This window comes from Ureibacillus sp. FSL E2-3493, from assembly GCF_038077515.1.
Taxonomy (GTDB): Bacteria; Bacillota; Bacilli; order Bacillales_A; family Planococcaceae; genus Ureibacillus; species Ureibacillus halotolerans.
The window spans coordinates 2,105,822-2,125,066 of record NZ_JBBOPK010000001.1 but is presented as its reverse complement, the minus strand read 5'-3'; the positions used below and the strand labels follow the sequence as shown (position 1 = coordinate 2,125,066).

The window sequence follows — 19,245 nt, the reverse complement described above, 5'->3', positions numbered from 1 at the left end:
AGCAGAAACAAAATAATAAATTTTTCAACATGAAAGCGTCTGCTGACGGAAAATCGGCTGACGTTTTTATTTATGGCGAAATTACTAAGTGGGCTTGGGAAGAATTGGGGGAGGTTTCCTCAACAACTTTTAAAAACGAACTTGATTCATTAGGAGATGTTGAAACAATTCATCTTTATATTAATAGCCCTGGTGGTTCGGTTTTTGAAGGACTAGCTATCTATAACATGTTACAACGTCATGAAGCGCGTGTAATTGTTCATGTAGATGCGTTGGCAGCTTCTATTGCAAGTGTTATTGCAATGGTTGGCGATGAAATCCGAATGCCAAAAAACTCAATGTTAATGATTCATAACGCATGGTCCTATGCAAGTGGCAATGCTGAGCAATTACGGAAAGCTGCGGATGATTTAGATCGCATTAATCAATCGACGATTCAAACTTATTTACAAAAAGCTAGTGACAAATTAACTGAAGAAAAGTTAAAGGAGCTACTTGATGCTGAAACGTGGTTATCTGCAGATGAAGCATTCGAATATGGTCTTTGTGACATTGTGGAAGAATCGAATAACGCTGCCGCCTTAGTGGATGAGTCATTAATAAAACAGTACAAAAACGTACCACAACAACTACTTCAACCTCAACAAAATGTAATGCAAATGTCTGATGAAGAAAAAGCATTGCGCGAAAAAATACTAGCAGATTCTAAGGCGAATCTTACTTATTTAAAAACAATTTTATAAAATAGGAGGTTTTCAGATTATGAAAACAAAACAAAAACAAACAATTATCGGTATTGCTTCTGCTCCAAAAATGTTAATGTCACACAGTTTAACAATGTTCGGGAAAAATACTCTATTTGAATTAAAACAAGCGATGGCTACAATTGGGCAACAACTTGCTAAAACAGAAGAAGAACTTGCAACTAAAGCAATGGATCCTTCTGCTTCACTGGATGATATTAAAGCAGCTCAAGAATCTAAAAAAGATTTACAAGCTCGTTTTGATGTAATCAAAGCACAACACGATCAATTAGAATCTGAACAAAAAGCTAAAATGGCTCAACAACAATCTTCTGTTGCTGGAATTGATGACCCAAAAGCGAAAATGGTAAAGGCTAAAGCTGAATTAATTCGCGCAACTGTTCGAAATCAGCCAATCCCAACTGAAGTAAAAGCTGCTTTAGGTGATAATACTACACCTGCAACAGGCGGTGAGAAATTCTTACCAAAGACTGTATCTACAGATATTATTACTGAACCTTTAGTAAAGAACCCACTTCGTGAAGTGTCAACAGTTACTAATATTACAAACTTAGAGATTCCGAAATTAAGTTATACATTAGACGATGATGACTTTATTGCAGATACAGAAACAGCTAAAGAATTAAAGTTAACTGGTGATACAGTTTCATTCACTCGTCACAAATTCAAAGTATTCGCTGGTGTATCTGAAACTGTGATCAATGGTTCAGATGTAAATTTAGTGGCGCATGTAGAAAATGCATTACGTAGTGGTTTAGCTGCGAAAGAAAAGAAAGTTGCATTTGCAACCGCTCCTAAAACAGGAGAAGAGCACATGTCATTCTATTCAACACAAAATGCAATCAAAGTTGTAACTGGTGCAGATAAATACAAAGCTATTAAAGCTGCAATCGCTGATTTACATGAAGATTATCGTGAAAATGCAAAGATTATGATGACTTTTGCTGATTACTCGGAAATTATTGAGACACTAGCAAATGGTAATGCAACTCTTTACACTGCTCAACCAGAACAAATTTTAGGAAAACCTGTTGTGTTCTGTGATTCAGCAGTTAAACCAATCGTGGGTGACTTCTCATATTCTCACTTTAACTATGACTTAAACGTGATGTATGAGCGCGATAAAGATATTAAAACTGGGGTTGAACAATTTGTATTAACAGCATGGTTTGATCACCGAATTAAACTGAAATCTGCATTCCGTATTGCAGAAGTAGCAGCACCAGCACCAGCTCCAGAAGAAACACCAACAGTTTAATAAAAATTAAGGCTTAGCTTATTATAAAATGTACCCTATAAGAAAGACACTTGAAAAAAGGTCTCTCTTATAGGGTACTTTTATTTATAATGAAATAAAATAAATGGTTGATGGAGCGGAAGAACATGTCGAAAAAGTTATTTACAGATCAAGAACAGAAATTACTCAAGAAACATCCTTATGTAAAAGCAGTGAGTGAAAAAGCAATAACATATACAGATGAATTTAAAGCAAGAGCCATTAAAGAATATGAGGAAGGGAAATTTCCACTTCAAATTTTTGAAGATGCAGGATTTGATATTGATATCGTAGGTAAAAAACGTGCAAAGTCTGCTTTAGAGCGATGGCGTGCTGCTTATCAAAAGAATGGTGTAGCTGGGCTTGTGGATACACGTAAACACTCTTCAGGACGTCCACTTGAGCGAGAATTAAGTATAGAAGAAAAGTACGCAAGGTTAGAGGCGCAAAATGCATTATTACGTGCAGAAAATGAACTACTAAAAAAGATCGATTTAGCAGAAAGGTTGTTGATAAAGAAAAAGAGAAATTAACAGCGGAACAAAAATTTCAGTTGATCCAGTATGTGATAGAAAAACACCGCTTAAAAAGAATGGTAAGCTACCTTTGTAAATTAGTTGGAGTCTCTCGATCGGGCTACTATCGTTATTTTTCAGAAGAAGCACAACTTAGTAGACAAGCTAGTGATCAGGCAGATGAGACAGTCAAAGAAATCATTTTAAAAGCGTTCAATTTCCGTGGTCGTAAGAAAGGTGCACGTCAAATTAAAATGACGTTAGAAAATCAGTATCAAATTACATATAACCTAAAGCGAATTCGTCGTATCATGAAAAAGTTTCAAATCATCTGCCCCATTCGAAAAGCAAATCCATATCGAAGAATGGCCAAAGCAACGAAAGAACATAGAACTTTACCAAATCTATTAAACCGTAAATTTAAGCAAGGAATCGCTAGAAAAGTATTATTAACAGACATTACATATTTGAGTTATGGAAAAGGAAAACGTGCCTACTTATCCGCTATAAAAGATGCCGAAACCAATGAAATTTTAGCATATGAGACATCGGATAAAATTACACTAGATATTGCATTAAATACATTAAAGATGTTGAAAAAGAATGGGATAAAATTGGCCGATGGCGCATTCATTCACTCTGATCAAGGGTTCCACTATACCAGCCCCCAATTTCAAAAGATGGTAAAGAAAATGGGACTAGAGCAATCTATGTCACGTCGTGGAAACTGTTGGGATAATGCCCCACAAGAATCGTTTTTTGGTCATTTTAAAGATGAAACAGACTTTAAATCGTGTGAAACATTAGAAGAAGTAAAAAGAGAGATTAAGAGTTATATGACTTATTACAATCATTACCGAGGTCAATGGAACTTAAAAAAGATGACGCCTGCACAATACAGTCACCATCTTCTTCAAGTTGCTTAAAAGCCTTTTTTAAAAATGTCCTTTACAAAGGGTACACTTTATTAAAGTTGAGCCTTTTTTATTTACTTGAAAGAAGGTGAAATAGAATGACAAAGTATGTAGTAATCAATGAATTTTTGGATTCAAAAGATAACAAGCATAAATACAATGTTGGTGACGAATATCCTCGTGAGGGGAAACGTTTAAGCAAAAATCGTGCTGAATCTCTTTGTGAAATGCATCCCGTTCATAAAAAAGTCTTTTTAAAGGCAGTTGAAGAGCTTAAATCGACTGAAAATGATAAAAAAACCACTGAAAAAGTTGAAAAGAGTGATGAATAATGCCTACATTGCTCGATGAATTTAAAGAATATCTTCGTGTGGATGGTACCTATGAAGATACAACTTTAAATACGTTCTTAGAATCAGCAAAGACAACTTTAGTTGGCTCCGGTGTACAATTGCCTAAAGATTATTATGCAGTTGATGAAAATGGAGAAGAAAAGTATTCTTCACATCGCTTGGCTGTCATGACTTTAGCTGCTCATTACTATGAAAACCGCCAAATTTCTTCTCAAAATGCTCAAAATTTAGTGCCATTTAGTGTTCAAACGATGATTTTACAACTGAAATGGGTGGATATTGATGAATCCAGCCCTGTTTAAACACCGAATTACTATTTTTAAAGAGCTCTCTAAGGAAGATGAAGATGGTTTTCCTGTTAAAACACGAGAAGATATTTGTAGCGTGTGGACGGCCATTAAAACGGTTCGTGGTACTGAATACGTAGAAGCTGCTGCGGTACAAAGCGAAAACACTTATCGTTTTATTATTCGTTATCGAGAAGGAATAGACCCTCGAATGAAAATTGATTATAAAGGTCGTATTTTCGATATTGAAAGTGTTTTGAATGATGATGAATTAAGAAAAACGCTCACGATTGTTGCAAAGGAGCGTGTATAAATGGGCATTGAATTACAAGGTATGGATTCATTGTTAAAGTCGGTAAAACAGATACGTAAAAAGGTATCTCGAAGTACAGAAACAAAGGCGCTTGAAGCAGGCGGCAAAGTTTTAGCCAAAGCCGTAAAGGAAGAAGCAAATAAAATTCGAGATGATGGTACCTTATATGAAAATATTAAAGAAACTGAAGTGAAAAAAAGTAAAATTACTGTCCACACAGGAGGGGCCTACCATGCTCACTTAGTAGAGTTTGGCCGTTCTTCTGGTCAAGGTACTTATAAGGATAAAAACGGTGTTATACGTCCAGTAAAATGGGGTGACACTGCTCCAAATCCTTTTATGAGTAGAGCTTTTGAAAACTCACAAAAAGAAATTATTGAAACAATGGGAAATGTAATTAAGAAGGAGTTGGATTTATGAGTTTAATTAGCGAGATTAAATCTGCATTAGTACCTCTTAATATTCCAACTCGAAGATTGCGATTAAATAAAGAAGATGAAGAAAAGAATTACGATCAATATATCATCGTGTACTTTCTTAATGAATATGGCATTCTTTTTGGCGATGATGAAGAAATCGCAACAGCTCATAGTATACAAATCAGCTTGTTTACTAGGTTGAATTTTGAGCAAACAGTTAAAGAAATAAAAAAATTATTAAAACCACTTGGATTTATGAGAACAAGTGAATACGAAATTTATGAGTATGAAACGGGTTACTATCACAAAGTAATCCGTTTTTCTTATGCAAATGAAACGGAGGAATAACAAATGGCAGCAATTGGTTTAAAGAACATAGTTGTAGCGAAAATTACCAAGGATGATGAAACTGGGACTGTTTATGAAACACCACGTAAATTATCTCCAGCAATGAACGTAAATATTACACCAACTGTTAATAGTGCGAACTTACCTGGAGATGATCAAGTTCAAGAAACTATTGAAGAATTAGAAAGTGTTACTGTTAGCTTTGGTGTAAATGAAATAGATAATGAAGATTATGCTTATATTATGGGTAAAACGGTAGATGCAAATAATGGTGTTACTGATAAATCTACAGACGAAGCGCCATATCTAGCGTTCGGTTATGAAGCACCTTTAACTGGTGGACGTAAACGTATGACATGGCTTTATAAAGGGAAGTTTGGTTTACCCACTGAAGAATTACAAACAAAACAAGGTAGTCCATCATTCCAAACTCCAACAGTAGAAGGAACATTTATTCCTCGTAAATCAGATAGTAAATGGCGTTACCGTGTTGAATCGAATGAAACAAATCAAGCTGTTATCGATGGATGGTTTGATGCAGTACAAGAAGAACCAACTACTACACCTGAAGTTTAATTTTAAAAATCTAGAGTCGGCTTAGGTCGGCTCTTTTCATTTTGTGGAGGGATATGAATGAAAATCGACATTAGAATTGATGGGAAAGAAACAACTTTAACAACAACTTTTGTTAGTGGATTAGTTTATAGAAAATATATCGAACTATCTGAACAAGGTATGTTGGATGATTTAACTCTTGAAGCACGTGAAAAAGTCGTAGAACTGATTGTAGAAGCGTTCGGAAAACAATTCACTGCTGACCAGTTTTGGAACGGTCTTGATGCACGTGAAATTGATGTAGTGATACTTCAATTCTGTAACGACTTACGTACTCAAACGAAACGTGAGGGAAAGTTGAATCAGCTACCGGAGGAAATGAAGGATTAAGCGAATATGAAATTGTGAAGAAATTTTATCGCAAAATTGGGCTTTCTCCCGGTAGCAAATACACAATAAACGATTTAGATCAATGTGACATTAAATTTTTACTTGAATTAATACATGAAGAATCGGAATCAGATGTTATCCAATATGCTGATGGACTAGATTTTGTATAAAGGTAGGTGACTTACAAAATGGATAAGGAGAAACAGAATCTAAGTGGAGGATTTATATCATCGCCTACATTATTCAGCAACCTTAAATTCGATATTGATTCAAACGAACGGATAATTCCGTTGAATGAAGAAAATTTATCAATGATTGCACAAGCTGTTGCTAATAAGCTTACAAAAGATATAAGGATGAATAGTTGGCGTAAAGGTAGGTGAGATAAATGGCAGAAGAAATTGGTGTATTACGAGTTGACCTTAGTCTTAATAGTGCTGATTTTGTAAAGTCTACTCAACAAGTCGACAGTAAATTAAGAGCCTTAAACAGTGAATTCAAAGCCAGTAAATCGGGTGTAGAAAACTTTGAAAAAAGTGTTGAAGGTTTAAGAGCAAAGCAAGATTTTTTAACAAAAACACTTGAACTGCAAAAGACAAAAGTAAGTACACTCAAGGCAGAGTATGACAAGATTGCTCAATCACAAGGTGCCAATAGTGTAGCGGCCGAAAAAATGCTAGTTAAGTACAACAACGCTGTAGCTGCATTAAAGAAAACTGAAATACAGTTAGATAAAACAAATAAGGCTATTAAAGACCAGGGCGGTCAATGGCAAAAAGCTGAATCATTTGCAGATAAGTATAAAGGGAAAATTGAAGCTACCAATAAAAGTTTGAGTGCATTCGGAGATAAGACGACAGAAGTTGGTAGAAATTTATCAGTTGGTTTGACTACACCACTTGTCGCAGCTGGAACTGCATTAGGCATGATTGCTGCTCAATTCGAAAACGCTCAAGTAAATATCCAAAATAGCTTAGGGGCAACTTCAGAAGAAGCTGGGAAGTTAGCGGAGATTGCAGAAAATGTTTGGGCAGATGGATTCGGAGAAAACATGGAATCTGTTTCAGATGCACTTATTCGAGTAAAGCAGAACATGAAAGGTATTAATAGTGAAGCTGAACTTGAAAAAGTAACACGAGATGCATTAATACTTTCTAAAACATTTGATTCAGATGTAAACGAAGTTACTAGAGCAGGTCAAAACGTGATGAAATCATTCGGTGTTACTTCCACAGAAGCATTTGACACCTTTGCAAAAGCTGCTCAAAACGGGGCTAATTTTAGTAATGAGATGTTCGACAACATTTCTGAATATGCACCTTTAGCTGCAAAGGCTGGTTATACATTTGCTGAATATATGAATATCGTGGCTAATGCTAGTTCTGCAGGTGTTTATAACCTGGATTACGTAAATGATCTATTAAAAGAAACGCAAATACGTTTAAAAGATGGTTCTAGTACTACAAGTGATGCAATGAAATTATTGAGTAAAGAATCAAATGAATTGTGGAAGTCATATTTAAAAGGTGATAAAACCGTAGCAGATGTAATGCCGAAAATTGTTTCCGAATTAGCTGGTATGAAAGATCAAACAAAAGCTAACCAAATTGCGGTTGATTTGATGGGTACCAAATTTGAGGACATGGAAGCTGATGCAGTTTATTCAATCTTTGGTGTGAAAAAAGCGATTGGCGATACTACAGGAGCCATGGATAAAATGGCTAAAGCTCAAGAACAAACTTTTAACCAACGTTGGCAGTCGTTACTAAGACAAGCACAACAGCGTTTAGAACCCGTTGGGAAAGAGATATTAGACATTGCGGAAGATTGGTTACCGAAGTTAGCGGATGGCCTAGAAAGGGCTGTAGGATGGTTTAGTGATTTAAGCGAAGAAGGACAAGGATTAATTGTTAAACTTGCAGGTATCGCGGCAGCGGCAGGTCCATTGATGATGGGCGGAGGAATGTTCGCAAGTGGTGCAAGTAATGTATTAAAACTAGGTAGTTCCTTAGCCGATGCAGCTAAAAAGGGCGGATTGTTAGCGGGTGCATTAGGGGCATTTACGGGACCAGTTGGATTAGGTGCACTTGCAGTTGGAGCAATTGGGGCAATAACTGTAGCTTTAGTAAAAGCCAAGGATAGTTCAGCAGAAACAGCAGAGGAAATGTTGAAACTTCAAGAAGAGACTTTCAATACACAAATAAAAAGTTATGAAGCTGCTAAATCAAATGTTGAACTTGCAAATTCATATGATCAGTTAAGAGATAAATCTTCACTAACTGTGGACGAACTCTTGCGTTATAAAGATATTCAATCCCAATTAGAAACGACTACATCTGCTGAAAAGGTTGCGGTTTTAAAAGATGAATTATCGAAGTTACAAGAGAAATCAGGATTAACAAGTGAAGAAATTGCAAAAATGTTAGAACTTGACCAACAAATTATCGATACAGTTCCGGGTGTAGAAGCTGCTTATGATTCGAAAGGGAATGCAATCATTAAATATTCGGAATCAGTTAAAACAGCAACGAAATCTGAATTAGAACTTCAAAAAGCAAAATTAAGAAACAGTTTTAGCGAATCATTAAGTTCGTTAGATGAAAACGTTAAGAAATTAAGAGAATTAAGAACCGAATACGAAAGGTTAGACGAAAAATCATCAGACCTTGAGAGCAGAAATACTTCAATTGGTTTAGAACTAGAAGAAATCGAAACAAGGAGACAACAAGCCGAAGCGCAAGGACTTGAATTCGCAGAACAAACAATCGATTTGTATGAAAGAAGGAAAGAAATTGGCGCAGAAATAGCCGACCTTGACGATAGGATGAAAAATGCGAGCGGTGCATCCCTTGAATTATTGAAAGAACGAAAAGATACTTTGTTACTGGAAAGAGATGCTCTAAATGCCGCTAACCAAGAAGAATTAACACGTTCGGAATACTTAAAAATTCTACTCGGTCTCACTCAAACTGAATACGAAACTACTCAAAAGAAACTAGAAACAACCAATCAAGAAAAATTAGCTACAGAAGAATTGATAGCACTTAAAAAATATGAATACAATCAACTACTTACGGCATTAGCAACAGAGGTAGGTATTACAGCAGAAGAGGGCAAACAACTTGAAGCAATGAGAGCAAAGTATGAGGAAAATCAGAAGGAAATTTCTCAACTTGAAACGAAAAATAAGTCTGCTCAAGGTTTAAATGATAAAGAACGCCAAAGATTACAAGATCTTAAAAACCAAAATGAGCAAATTGGAATAAACATTGAAGAAGCCGAGACATTAAACTCTACGCTTAGTGAAGATATTAGAAAAGAAATTGGTATTGATGATAATGGTGAAGTAGATAAAATGAACAAAGAAGCAAGTAAAACTGTGTCTAAGACTGTTCAATTTAAACAAGCAAAGGCACCATATTCGTACTCATCTGCAATTGAATCATTATTTACAAATCCAGCTACAAAATATGTAAGATTTAGAGCGTTAGGCGGCTTACCTAATCCTAGTGCGAATTATCAAGGAACCTCCTCATTCGAGGGTGGTAATACATTTGTAGGTGAATTAGGTGTAGAAAGAGCAGTGCTTCCAAGTGGTAAACGAATTGATCTAGGTGTAAATGGTATCGAATTGGTTAACTTACCACGTGGTACACGAATCTACAACCATTTAGAAACTGCTAAAATGGACGGTTTATTACCTGCCAATGCAAACACTACTGTATTCAAAGATTTCAACTTAGAAAATAAATTTAAGAATATCAGATGGTTTGCAGAAGGTGGAATAATGACTGGGCCAACTGTTTTTGGACAATTAGGTAACACGGTTTTAGCAGGTGGTGAAGTACCTGGAACGGATGAATTGATTTTACCTCTTAACAAGAAAAATTTAAGTGTAATTGCTGATAGGATAATGGAACATGCAAATCTCAATTCGCAATCTGTTAAACAGCCAATTATATTACAAGTAAATTTAGATAAAAGGGCTTTAGCACAAGAATTAGTACCGGATATTACAGAATATCAAAACCTTAATACAGGAATTCGTAAACAATTTTCTACTGAATAGGGGGTGATAAGTTTGGCGAAAACATTAACTTTTAATGGCATTCGTAAACCATGGTTAAATTTAAAAAGAGGACGAACCAAAGCACCTTTTGCAGCTGTAACTCGCAATTATCTAACTGTACCAGGTAAACCGGGAGCATATTTAACATCTAGTCAAGTACAACCCTTAGTTATTAATCAACCAATTTATTTTTTCGTGAAAGATGACCTTGACGCATTAAAATTGAAAGATGAATTGGCATCCTGGCTCGTAACGGACAATCCGGTAGAACTTCAATTTGATGATGAACCTGGTCGTACTTACTATGCAGTTGTACAAAATACAATTGATGATTTCGAGAAGTTTGTAAAATTGAGACAGGGCACTATTCAATTTTTATGTTTAGATCCTTATGGTTATAGTAATGAAATACAAAACCATTTCACTTCCGATGTATACACCCTAACAAACCGAGGTACAGAAGATGCGGACCCAATATTTGAGTTAGAAGTGTTAAAACCTATTACATTTGCTATGATTCAAAATCAAGAAAATGAATATATGTTAATCGGTACCCCAGCTGATGTAAATACTCAAATTGTGGACACCAAAACTTTATTACTAGAAGAAACGGGAACAACCATAAGCGAATGGACTACCGCTACAAGTGACATGGAAGGCGGTTCACAAGGTACTATCGGCTATGATGGTGCCGGAATAACAGCTCCATCTTACGGTACGGGAACAGGTTATCATGGCCCTTCGGTTTATAAAGAGGTTCCTTTAACTGGAGATTTTGAAGTTGAGTTACGAGGTCAATTATATACGGATGTTGTGGGCCAAACTGGACGGTTTGGCTTTTATTTATTTGACGATGAAATGAGAGAAATTGCAATCATGGCTGCGGTTGATAATTCAATCTATGTACAAAGGAAATTAGCAGAAGGTCGTATCGGTCCTTTTATTGGTGATTTCAAAAACTACTTAATTAGTTCCCGAAATTATCAAAAAGAATGGGACAACTTCCCAGCCTATATGCGGTTACAACGTGTCGGTGATAAATACACATTCTATGTTACTCGTGTACTTGGTAATGGAAAACATATGGAACCATTAACAGCTAGTTGGACGGTTACAGAAGATAAGTTCAGAGGGAAATTAAAATATATCGGTATTTTCATAGACAAGTATGGAACTACAGCTTCACCTCATACCAATCGTATTGATTATATAAGAGCTTATGCCCTTAAAGAACAAACAACTGACCAAACACCATATATTGCATATCCTGGGGACCTCATCACTTTTGATCATTCGGTAAACGATATTTTAATTAATGGAGAATCACGAAAGGACTTGAAAGACTTTGGAGCAAATTTCTTCAAGTTAAAAAAGGGAGAAAATCAATTAATAGTTCTGCCTTCTGCAACGTTTAGCACAAGTGTTAGGTACAGGGAGAGATATAAATGATACACATTACAGATGGCCAAACAGATAAAATTCTTTCATTTATTCCATTGGGAGAATTCTGGAATGATATACATTCGAAATCGTTAAAGGATACTCAAGAAACGTTTAATTTTACAACATTTGCAGATAGAGATTATTCGGAAAGTCTTTCGAAACGAAACCGTGCAATCATTCCAGATGAAGACGGAAATTTTATTGAACTAATCATTAATAATACGTATAAACGACGTTCGTTTGATGGACTTGTTATTGAAGTTTATACAACTGCTTCATACCTTGAATTGAAAAAGGCAAAAGTAATTGAACCTCAAACTTTTAAAGATCAAACAGTTTCTACTATAACTGCTCACTGCTTAGCAGGTACAGAATGGCAAGCGGGTATATTAGAAGGGGTTGGAATGAAAACATTAGTTGTGGAGGACTACACTAACCCTTATGCATTTCTAAAAACAATTGCGACTGAATTCAACTTAGAAATTAGATTTCGTATTGTTGTTAAAAACAATAAAGTGATTGCAAGATATGTTGACTTGTTAAAACGTGAAGGTGAATGGCGAGGACGAGAAGTAGAGTTCGGGAAAGATTTAATAGGTATTGATCGTAAAGAGGATAATTCAAATATCGTTACTGCTCTGTTAGGGATTGGACCGGAAAAAGAAGATGGTACACGTTTAACCGTTCTTGTAACAGATGATGAGGCACTTCAACGATGGGGAAGACCTGACCCTGATACTGGCCAACTTATGCATATTATCGAACCTTACGAACCATCATCCACAAATGGTGATATGACACAAACGGAACTAACACAATACACTCGAACAGAGTTAAACAAACGGATCAATTCGATTGTGGAATACACTGCAAACTTCGCTGATTTGGAACGTGTGCCAGGGTTGGAAAACGAAAAAATTCGATTTGGTGACACTATTAAAATTAAAGATACTAAATTTAATCCTCCTTTATATCTGGAAGCTAGGGTTCATACTCAAGATCGTTCGTTAAGTGACGAAGCACAGAAGAAAGTTGTATTGGGTGATTACATCGAATATAGCGAAGAAGATGTAAAAGCATTGTGGAAGACATTACAAAGCCAAGTTCAACATGAGTTAGCTAAATTAATGCAAGTTTCTATCATTACAAGTGATGGAAATGTTTTTAAAAATGGAATTGGTAGTACTACATTAACTGCAGTAACAATTCTAAAGGGTAATGAAGTTGATACAGAAGGTACAATGTACGATTATAGTTGGTCAAAATATAATCAGGACGGAACTTTTGTAGAAACTTTAACGGGTAAGTCTATTACAGTAAACGCAAGTGAAATTAACGAAAAAGCAACCTTTATTGTGAATGTAAATAATAGCGGTGCGAATGCAATGGCAATTATTACGATTACTAACGTTAACGATGGTTCCCAAGGTACTCCTGGACCACCTGGTGAAGATGGGCGAACACCATATTTCCATGTTGCTTATGCAAACAGTGCTGATGGTACAGTTGGATTCAGTACAACAGACAGCACAAACAAATTATACATCGGTCAATACACAGACTATAATAGCCCCGACTCAACAGACCCAACTAAATACAAATGGACATTAATTAAAGGAGATCAGGGTCCACAAGGTTTACCGGGTCCGCCTGGCGAAGATGGTCAAACCCTCTATACATGGGTAAGATACGCAGATACACCAACGAGTGGTATGTCTAACACGCCCGATGGTAAAAAGTATATTGGTTTCGCCTACAATAAAACAACGCCTATAGAATCGGACAATTACGATGATTATAATTGGTCATTGATACAAGGACCTCAAGGGGTTAAAGGTGCAGACGGAACGACAACTTATACATGGTCAAAATATGCTGATGATGATAAAGGTAATGGGATGTCGGATTCACCTGACGGAAAAAGATATTTAGGACTAGCCTATAACAAGACTACAGCAACTGAAAGCACGAACCCGGCTGATTATAATTGGTCACCTTTGTACGATAATGTTATTCCAGGTGGAAAAAACTATTTACGCTATTCAGACTTCAATACCACTCATGGATGGACAGCATGGAACAAAAGTGGTACTTTATCGGTCGCATCGGTTCCAGGATTCCCTAACGATTTATTAAATCAGACGAGGGATAGTGAAGTCCCAGCAAATTCAGCGATAGGTGTACACAATTCGAGCATATCAGAACAAGGGTTTTCCGTTGTTGGAGGTAAGGATTACACAGTGAGTTACTATATTCGTGCTAGAGGATTAGTAAGCATGAATTATTGTTACTTGTTATATAACGATGGTGGTAGCAATCAATTGTTGCCGACGGTTAAGTTTGAAGATTGCCCAATAGTTAAACTGAACGGTTACGACTATCATTATGTAACGCACCATTTTAAAGCAAATAGAGATGGTACTGGTGTAAGGTTACTAATCGGGGGACGTTCTGATGCTTTATATGGTCCTGAAACAACGATTCCTTACTTTTATCTTAATCGTCCACAACTGGAAGATGGTAACGTGGCGTCACCGTGGGGATTGGCTCAAAAGGACGTAGAAGAAAAGATCGCACAAGCCGAGCAAAACGCCAAAGATGCTTCCGTTGGACTAGGTAACTTATATAACGGTTTTAAAGTAACAAAAGAAGAAGGTATGGAAATAATGCTTTCCAATGGTTTGGTTAGAACCATTGCAAACGCTACAGGTGGTTTTAAGATTCAAAAAAGAGCAACTATTTCTTCACCATGGGTAGACATGTTTTACGCAGATACAAACGGAAAGTTATATGCTTTTAATATGGTCGCAGAAGGAGAAGTCCGAGGTGTAACAGGTACTTTCGGAGAGGTTAGTGTAAAAGATGGTGACTTTATTCTTCAAGATGATAATAGTAATTTAGGTTATTCCATCGCTTCTAAAACTAACCATGTTCAAGATCATTCCTTTGAGTTAGTAGAACAACATGATGCACTTCCTAATAGCGATGATTTGAAATATAGTTGGGATGATATGTATTTTGGATTTTACCCGAATACACCTTGGTACATTACCAGAGGAACGCCGAAATTAGCCGTTAGTTTTGGACCGAGTGGGAAAGGTTCTATGCCGATTTTCGGCTCTAAAGGGGTTTGTGTACGCTCTACGGATGCCATGGCACAACAAATACACACCCTATCTCCTTCTACAGTATATGCGCTATCTTTTTACGCAAAAAGGCAATGGAATGTATCTGCCGGGGCTATACCGAAAGTGGATATTTATCATGTAGACGCTACAGGTACAAGATTATCGTTAATCGCAAGTAAAACGTTCACTGCCGTTGCAAGTGATTATTCGGTGGAACGATATGGTCTTACATTTACAACTCCAGTGTTTGCTGATAATACAGAAGGAATTGAAATTGTACTTAGTGGAGCAAATGCAAACTGGGCGCAGATAGATGGAGTTCAATTAATCGAAAACGATAAACCAGGTCTATACGATGAAGAAGCCAACGTGTGGAAAGTAGCGAATGGTCAATACGATGTTCTCAATAAACAAAGGGTGTTGTGGAATGGGGTGGCCTTTATGAATGCTTCAACCGTCATCACACCCGATGTACCATTACAAAAATGTCCGAACGGTTGGATATTAGTGTGGAGCGCTTATTCATCAGGTGCAGCAAACAACTGGAATTACGTTTATACCTATATTCCAAAGAGTAGATTAGGTAATCATACATTATGTACAGTTCCGGTTGATGAAGCAGATAGTAATGCATTTACGATTAAAGCATTAAGTATTACACATAACACAATTACTGGTGTAGCAAATAACCAAAGTGGAATTAATGCACAACAAGCAGTATTAAGACAAGTATTAATGTATTAGGTGGTGGAGATATGAAACTATATTTGCTTGTAAATCCCCAAGATAATAGAGTACTAGGTTGCAGTACTACTAGCCCATTCATTCAAAATAATGTTGAAATTGAAGTTGAGGATGATCATGATGTATTAGATCATCCTTCAAATTATGTTTTTGTCGATGGAGAAATAATTTTAGATGAAGTATATCGACAACAACAAATTGAAGCCGAAGAATTGTTAAAAAACAAGCCAAAACCGGAACAGGAAATAGCAGATATGTGGTATGCCATTATGACGGGAAGTGTTAAGAATGCTTAATTTTAATAAGATAAAATACTTCTACATAGCAAAGCTATGGACGAAAGAACAAGTTGGTGATGCGGTAAAAGCCAATGTTATTACTGCAGAAGAATACGAACAAATTGTAAAAGAACCTTATACAGGTAGTATTTAACAAGCCTTTCACAATTGTGGAGGGTTTTTATTATGCAACAAGGACGGTGCCTAAATGATTCAAACAATTAATGATTGGTTGCCAATTGTAGGAGCTCTCTGTGGAGGTCTCTTGTTTATTTGGCGGATTACGTACAACTTAAATAAAAACATCCTTTTACTCAATGAAAATATCAAAGAATTAAATTCCACAACAAAAGAATCTAAAAAGAAAATCAACGATCACGAGATTCGTATTGTTGTCCTTGAAACAGTAACAGGTGTAAGAACAAAGGAGGAACATAAATATGAAAATTAATTGGAAGGTAAGATTACAAAGTAAAACATTTTTAGTTTCGGCATTTGCATTGGTATTATTACTGGTTCAACAAGTAGCAGACTTATTTGGATACGGATTATCAGCAGCGGTTAGCGAACAGGCTACCGCTATTTTTAATACTGTTTTATCAATTTTAGTGCTAATCGGTATTGTACAAGACCCTACTACAATTGGCTTAGGAGATAGTGAACAAGCTCTTGGTTACAACAAACCTAGAGACGATTTAGAGGAAGGTGAAAAATAATGGTTGTTAATACAATCCAAAAAAGATTAACTCCTTTCAATTGTTGGAAAGGTGGAAACAAGAAGAAGTATTTAGTTATCCATGATGTTGGTGTTAAAGGTCAAACAGCAGAAGCTAATGCAAAATATTTTAGTAACGCATATCGTGGTGCAAGTGCCCATTACTTCATTGATCGCAAGAGCATTTGGCAAGTGGTAAACGATGATGATATCGCTTGGCATGTTGGTGATGGTAAAGGGAGATATGGTATTTCAAACTCGAATTCAATCGGTCTCGAAATGATTGTAGAGAAAGATGGAACAATTCATCCTGAAACAAAAGCCAATGCTAAATGGTTAACGAATATGCTTCAAAATAAATACAACATTCCAAACAAAAATATCGTTCGTCATTTTGACGCTTCCGGTAAGAACTGTCCTCAATATTTAAATAAAGATAAAAAGTGGACTGAATGGTTCGAGTTTTATAAGTATTTAACTGATGAAGTTGAAACTATCGGAAGTGGGACAATTGTTTCTGAAAATGAATTAGTCAATAGTGGCAATCAACAAATAGCTAAACCATCGAAGCCTTCCACAACTACAAAGAAAGAAAAGTTAGTTGAAGATGGCTACTGGGGACCAGCAACTACAAAAGCATTACAACGCCATTACGGTACAACTGTTGATGGAGTAATTAGTGGACAACCTAAAAATGAAACTACAAAAAACATTCCTTCAGTTCATTTCGGTAAAGGTGGCAGTCAATTGATCCGTGCATTGCAAAAGGATTTGGGAACAACTGTAGACGGTGTAATTAGTTGTCCTTCACAGATGATTAAAGCATTACAGAAACGTCTAGGAACTATTCAAGATGGAAAGGTAAGTTATCCTTCTTTAATGGTTAAAGCCATGCAGAAAGCATTAAATAATGGGAGATTTTAAAGTTTAGATTATTTTCTAAAATAACCTATTACTATTAAATTAAAGGTAAAAGAAGAGACCTCGTTTCTTTTCACTACTTAAAAGGCTATAATTAAAAAATCCCTTAAAAGGTAAAATAAATTTTCTACTTTTAAGGGATTATTAGAAATGTATTAAGTTGAAAATTTCTTAAAATGGTTTTTTAAAGTATACACTAATAGAAGCTCTTGCTACACAGCCTTTTTCTAGCTCGTCTGGATTACCACAATATAATCTTAAGGAGTATTCCCCTTGTTGAAGTTTTGGGCCTTGGTATTTTGAACCTTTTGTATATGCTACATAAGTTTGATAGTACTTTCCGTCTTTAAATAAAGTGTATACTAATGTACCTCTAGGACCAAATTTATCAATCTCGAGGTTTATATGTAATCCAGCATGTTTAGTACCATTTACATAGATTCTTGATGTTGTATCTGTAGTTTCTGTACTACTTAATACGGTACCTTTTTGAAGGGAATTAGCTAGCATAAGTTGCACATCAGTAGCATAAAATTCAATTAGATTTTCCGGATTTTCTGGATAGTATACTTCTACACCAGGGCTGAGCTGAGTAGGTATACTTTCAGGATCTACACCAGTTTCTGCAGCACTTGCATTTTGGGAAGTCCCAAATAGAAACGAGAATAATAATAAAAATGCAAGTAATGAAAGACTTTTGTTTTTCATAAAATGTAACCTCCTAATATAGGTAATATTTCTTACAATTATTACCTTAACATATATTGTTAAAAATTTGTACATGATTTATATTATTAAAAAGTAGAAAATAATATATAATAGATGGAAAAGGAGGAAAAGTTATGACAACAACCTACTATGTTTATAACATTGTCCCTATAGGATTGATATTCTTACTTATATATATATTTATTGATTTATTTATGGATTATTTTAGAAAAGAAAAGAAAAGTAACCTAAAACGTTTTATATTATACTGCTTTATATTTTATTTAATCAGTTTAATACAAATAAATTTGGGTGGTATTACTCTTCCACAACAAAATTCAAATGATATAAACAGTCAATTTATTGCGTCAAACGAGTGGTATGGTATCTATGAAGGACTTTTTTCTAAGATATCAATTGGTAGTAATTCATTGGGTATAATTTATAACTTGTTAATATTTATTCCATTTGGAATATTCTTATCAGTACTTATTGGGATTGGAAATTTAAAGAAACAAATTTTTATTGTAATTTTAAGTTGCATTGGAATTGGATTCTTACATTTGTTACTTGAATGGTTTGGCTTAGTACTGAAAACTACAAATGGTATGGATGTTTTATATATGGCATTTAATATTATAGGAGGAGTACTAGGTATATTTATTGTAAAATTAGTATTTGAAACACTTAAATCAAAATATTTTTTTAATAAATCTAAATTAGATTTTTAACAACTATTAATAATGACTATTTTTTGGGTACTTTTTTACTCTAAAAAAAATATATGAAGCTTAACCGCCCTGTAAATGTTGAAATCAATCTACTATTTATAGGGTTGTATTTTGCAAAGAAAGAATACATAGTATTGCAATTGCAACTACACAATGTTGCAACTTGACATGGAGCCTCTGCGGGCATGAGTCTCAAGCCAAGAAGCCAGCAAGATCAAGGGCTGGCTTTGCCACGAAAGGCTATCATGCCCACCACTCCATGTAAAGTAGCAACGACAAATCAGCTTGCAATACTCTGCACTTTTATTTTGCAATACACAATTTATAGGGTGGTATTTACATTCATTCGGAATTATAATTTAACTCTTTTTTTA

At 35.5% G+C, this 19,245-nt stretch carries 21 protein-coding genes; 20 read left to right on the top strand and 1 reads right to left on the bottom strand.

All coding sequences use genetic code 11. The features are described 5' to 3' along the window. Positions 1 to 29 precede the first annotated feature (29 nt). The 19 genes from MHH69_RS10905 (at position 30) to MHH69_RS10815 (ending at position 17,435) form a co-directional block, all read left to right on the top strand. A complete protein-coding gene (locus tag MHH69_RS10905) occupies positions 30 to 743 on the top strand; it encodes a head maturation protease, ClpP-related (RefSeq protein ID WP_341362972.1) in 714 nt (237 codons plus the stop codon). Between the two features lie 70 nt (positions 744 to 813). Continuing rightward, positions 814 to 2,022, top strand: coding sequence for a phage major capsid protein (locus tag MHH69_RS10900; protein WP_341362971.1), 1,209 nt, complete (start codon positions 814 to 816; stop codon positions 2,020 to 2,022). Positions 2,023 to 2,147: 125 nt separating this feature from the next. Then, a protein-coding gene (locus tag MHH69_RS10895) for an IS3 family transposase (RefSeq protein ID WP_341361629.1) occupies positions 2,148 to 3,481 on the top strand; the annotation gives its coding sequence in 2 pieces (ribosomal slippage) (positions 2,148 to 2,535 and positions 2,535 to 3,481; 1,335 coding nt in all). Between the two features lie 86 nt (positions 3,482 to 3,567). Then, on the top strand, positions 3,568 to 3,801 hold the full coding sequence (locus MHH69_RS10890) for a hypothetical protein (protein ID WP_341362319.1): 234 nt from the start codon (positions 3,568 to 3,570) through the stop codon (positions 3,799 to 3,801). Continuing rightward, a complete protein-coding gene (locus MHH69_RS10885; protein WP_341362318.1) occupies positions 3,801 to 4,124 on the top strand; it encodes a head-tail connector protein in 324 nt (107 codons plus the stop codon). Before MHH69_RS10890 ends, MHH69_RS10885 begins: the two co-directional genes overlap by 1 nt. Beyond that, a complete protein-coding gene (locus MHH69_RS10880) occupies positions 4,105 to 4,422 on the top strand; it encodes a phage head closure protein (protein ID WP_341362317.1) in 318 nt (105 codons plus the stop codon). The genes MHH69_RS10885 and MHH69_RS10880 overlap by 20 nt, the downstream gene beginning before the upstream one ends. Further along, a complete protein-coding gene (locus MHH69_RS10875) occupies positions 4,423 to 4,842 on the top strand; it encodes an HK97-gp10 family putative phage morphogenesis protein (RefSeq protein ID WP_341362316.1) in 420 nt (139 codons plus the stop codon). Further along, positions 4,839 to 5,189, top strand: a complete 351-nt coding sequence (locus MHH69_RS10870) for a hypothetical protein (protein WP_341362315.1) — start codon at positions 4,839 to 4,841, stop codon at positions 5,187 to 5,189. Before MHH69_RS10875 ends, MHH69_RS10870 begins: the two co-directional genes overlap by 4 nt. Before the next feature lie 3 nt (positions 5,190 to 5,192). Next, positions 5,193 to 5,765: a major tail protein gene (locus MHH69_RS10865; protein WP_341362314.1), complete on the top strand. Its 573-nt coding sequence runs from the start codon at positions 5,193 to 5,195 to the stop codon at positions 5,763 to 5,765. A gap of 57 nt (positions 5,766 to 5,822) precedes the next feature. Continuing rightward, on the top strand, positions 5,823 to 6,134 hold the full coding sequence (gene gpG / locus MHH69_RS10860) for a phage tail assembly chaperone G (RefSeq protein ID WP_341362313.1): 312 nt from the start codon (positions 5,823 to 5,825) through the stop codon (positions 6,132 to 6,134). Positions 6,135 to 6,322: 188 nt separating this feature from the next. Next, complete coding sequence (locus MHH69_RS10855) at positions 6,323 to 6,517, top strand: hypothetical protein (protein ID WP_341362312.1); 195 nt, start codon at positions 6,323 to 6,325, stop codon at positions 6,515 to 6,517. A gap of 5 nt (positions 6,518 to 6,522) precedes the next feature. After that, entirely contained in the window at positions 6,523 to 10,203 is a 3,681-nt protein-coding gene (locus tag MHH69_RS10850) for a phage tail tape measure protein (protein WP_341362311.1), read from the top strand. A 12-nt stretch (positions 10,204 to 10,215) separates the two neighbouring features. Further along, on the top strand, positions 10,216 to 11,652 hold the full coding sequence (locus MHH69_RS10845; RefSeq protein WP_341362310.1) for a distal tail protein Dit: 1,437 nt from the start codon (positions 10,216 to 10,218) through the stop codon (positions 11,650 to 11,652). Continuing rightward, entirely contained in the window at positions 11,649 to 15,518 is a 3,870-nt protein-coding gene (locus MHH69_RS10840; RefSeq protein WP_341362309.1) for a phage tail spike protein, read from the top strand. Before MHH69_RS10845 ends, MHH69_RS10840 begins: the two co-directional genes overlap by 4 nt. Positions 15,519 to 15,529: 11 nt before the next feature. Beyond that, a complete protein-coding gene (locus tag MHH69_RS10835; RefSeq protein WP_122972838.1) occupies positions 15,530 to 15,814 on the top strand; it encodes a hypothetical protein in 285 nt (94 codons plus the stop codon). Next, complete coding sequence (locus MHH69_RS10830) at positions 15,807 to 15,950, top strand: XkdX family protein (RefSeq protein WP_341362308.1); 144 nt, start codon at positions 15,807 to 15,809, stop codon at positions 15,948 to 15,950. The genes MHH69_RS10835 and MHH69_RS10830 overlap by 8 nt, the downstream gene beginning before the upstream one ends. Before the next feature lie 54 nt (positions 15,951 to 16,004). Beyond that, positions 16,005 to 16,247 (top strand): hypothetical protein, encoded by a 243-nt coding sequence (locus tag MHH69_RS10825; RefSeq protein WP_341361535.1) that lies wholly within the window; start codon positions 16,005 to 16,007, stop codon positions 16,245 to 16,247. Then, positions 16,237 to 16,512, top strand: a complete 276-nt coding sequence (locus tag MHH69_RS10820; RefSeq protein WP_341362307.1) for a phage holin — start codon at positions 16,237 to 16,239, stop codon at positions 16,510 to 16,512. Before MHH69_RS10825 ends, MHH69_RS10820 begins: the two co-directional genes overlap by 11 nt. Further along, positions 16,512 to 17,435 carry a peptidoglycan recognition protein family protein gene (locus MHH69_RS10815; RefSeq protein WP_341362306.1) on the top strand — a complete coding sequence of 308 codons (924 nt, stop codon included), beginning with the start codon at positions 16,512 to 16,514 and terminating at the stop codon, positions 17,433 to 17,435. Before MHH69_RS10820 ends, MHH69_RS10815 begins: the two co-directional genes overlap by 1 nt. A 168-nt stretch (positions 17,436 to 17,603) precedes the next feature. Here MHH69_RS10815 and MHH69_RS10810 read toward each other — a convergent pair whose 3' ends face one another. Next, on the bottom strand, positions 17,604 to 18,140 hold the full coding sequence (locus MHH69_RS10810) for a hypothetical protein (RefSeq protein ID WP_341362305.1): 537 nt from the start codon (positions 18,138 to 18,140) through the stop codon (positions 17,604 to 17,606). A gap of 134 nt (positions 18,141 to 18,274) precedes the next feature. Between MHH69_RS10810 and MHH69_RS10805 the strand changes: the two genes are divergently transcribed. Beyond that, a complete protein-coding gene (locus tag MHH69_RS10805; protein WP_341362304.1) occupies positions 18,275 to 18,871 on the top strand; it encodes a hypothetical protein in 597 nt (198 codons plus the stop codon). Positions 18,872 to 19,245 lie beyond the last annotated feature (374 nt).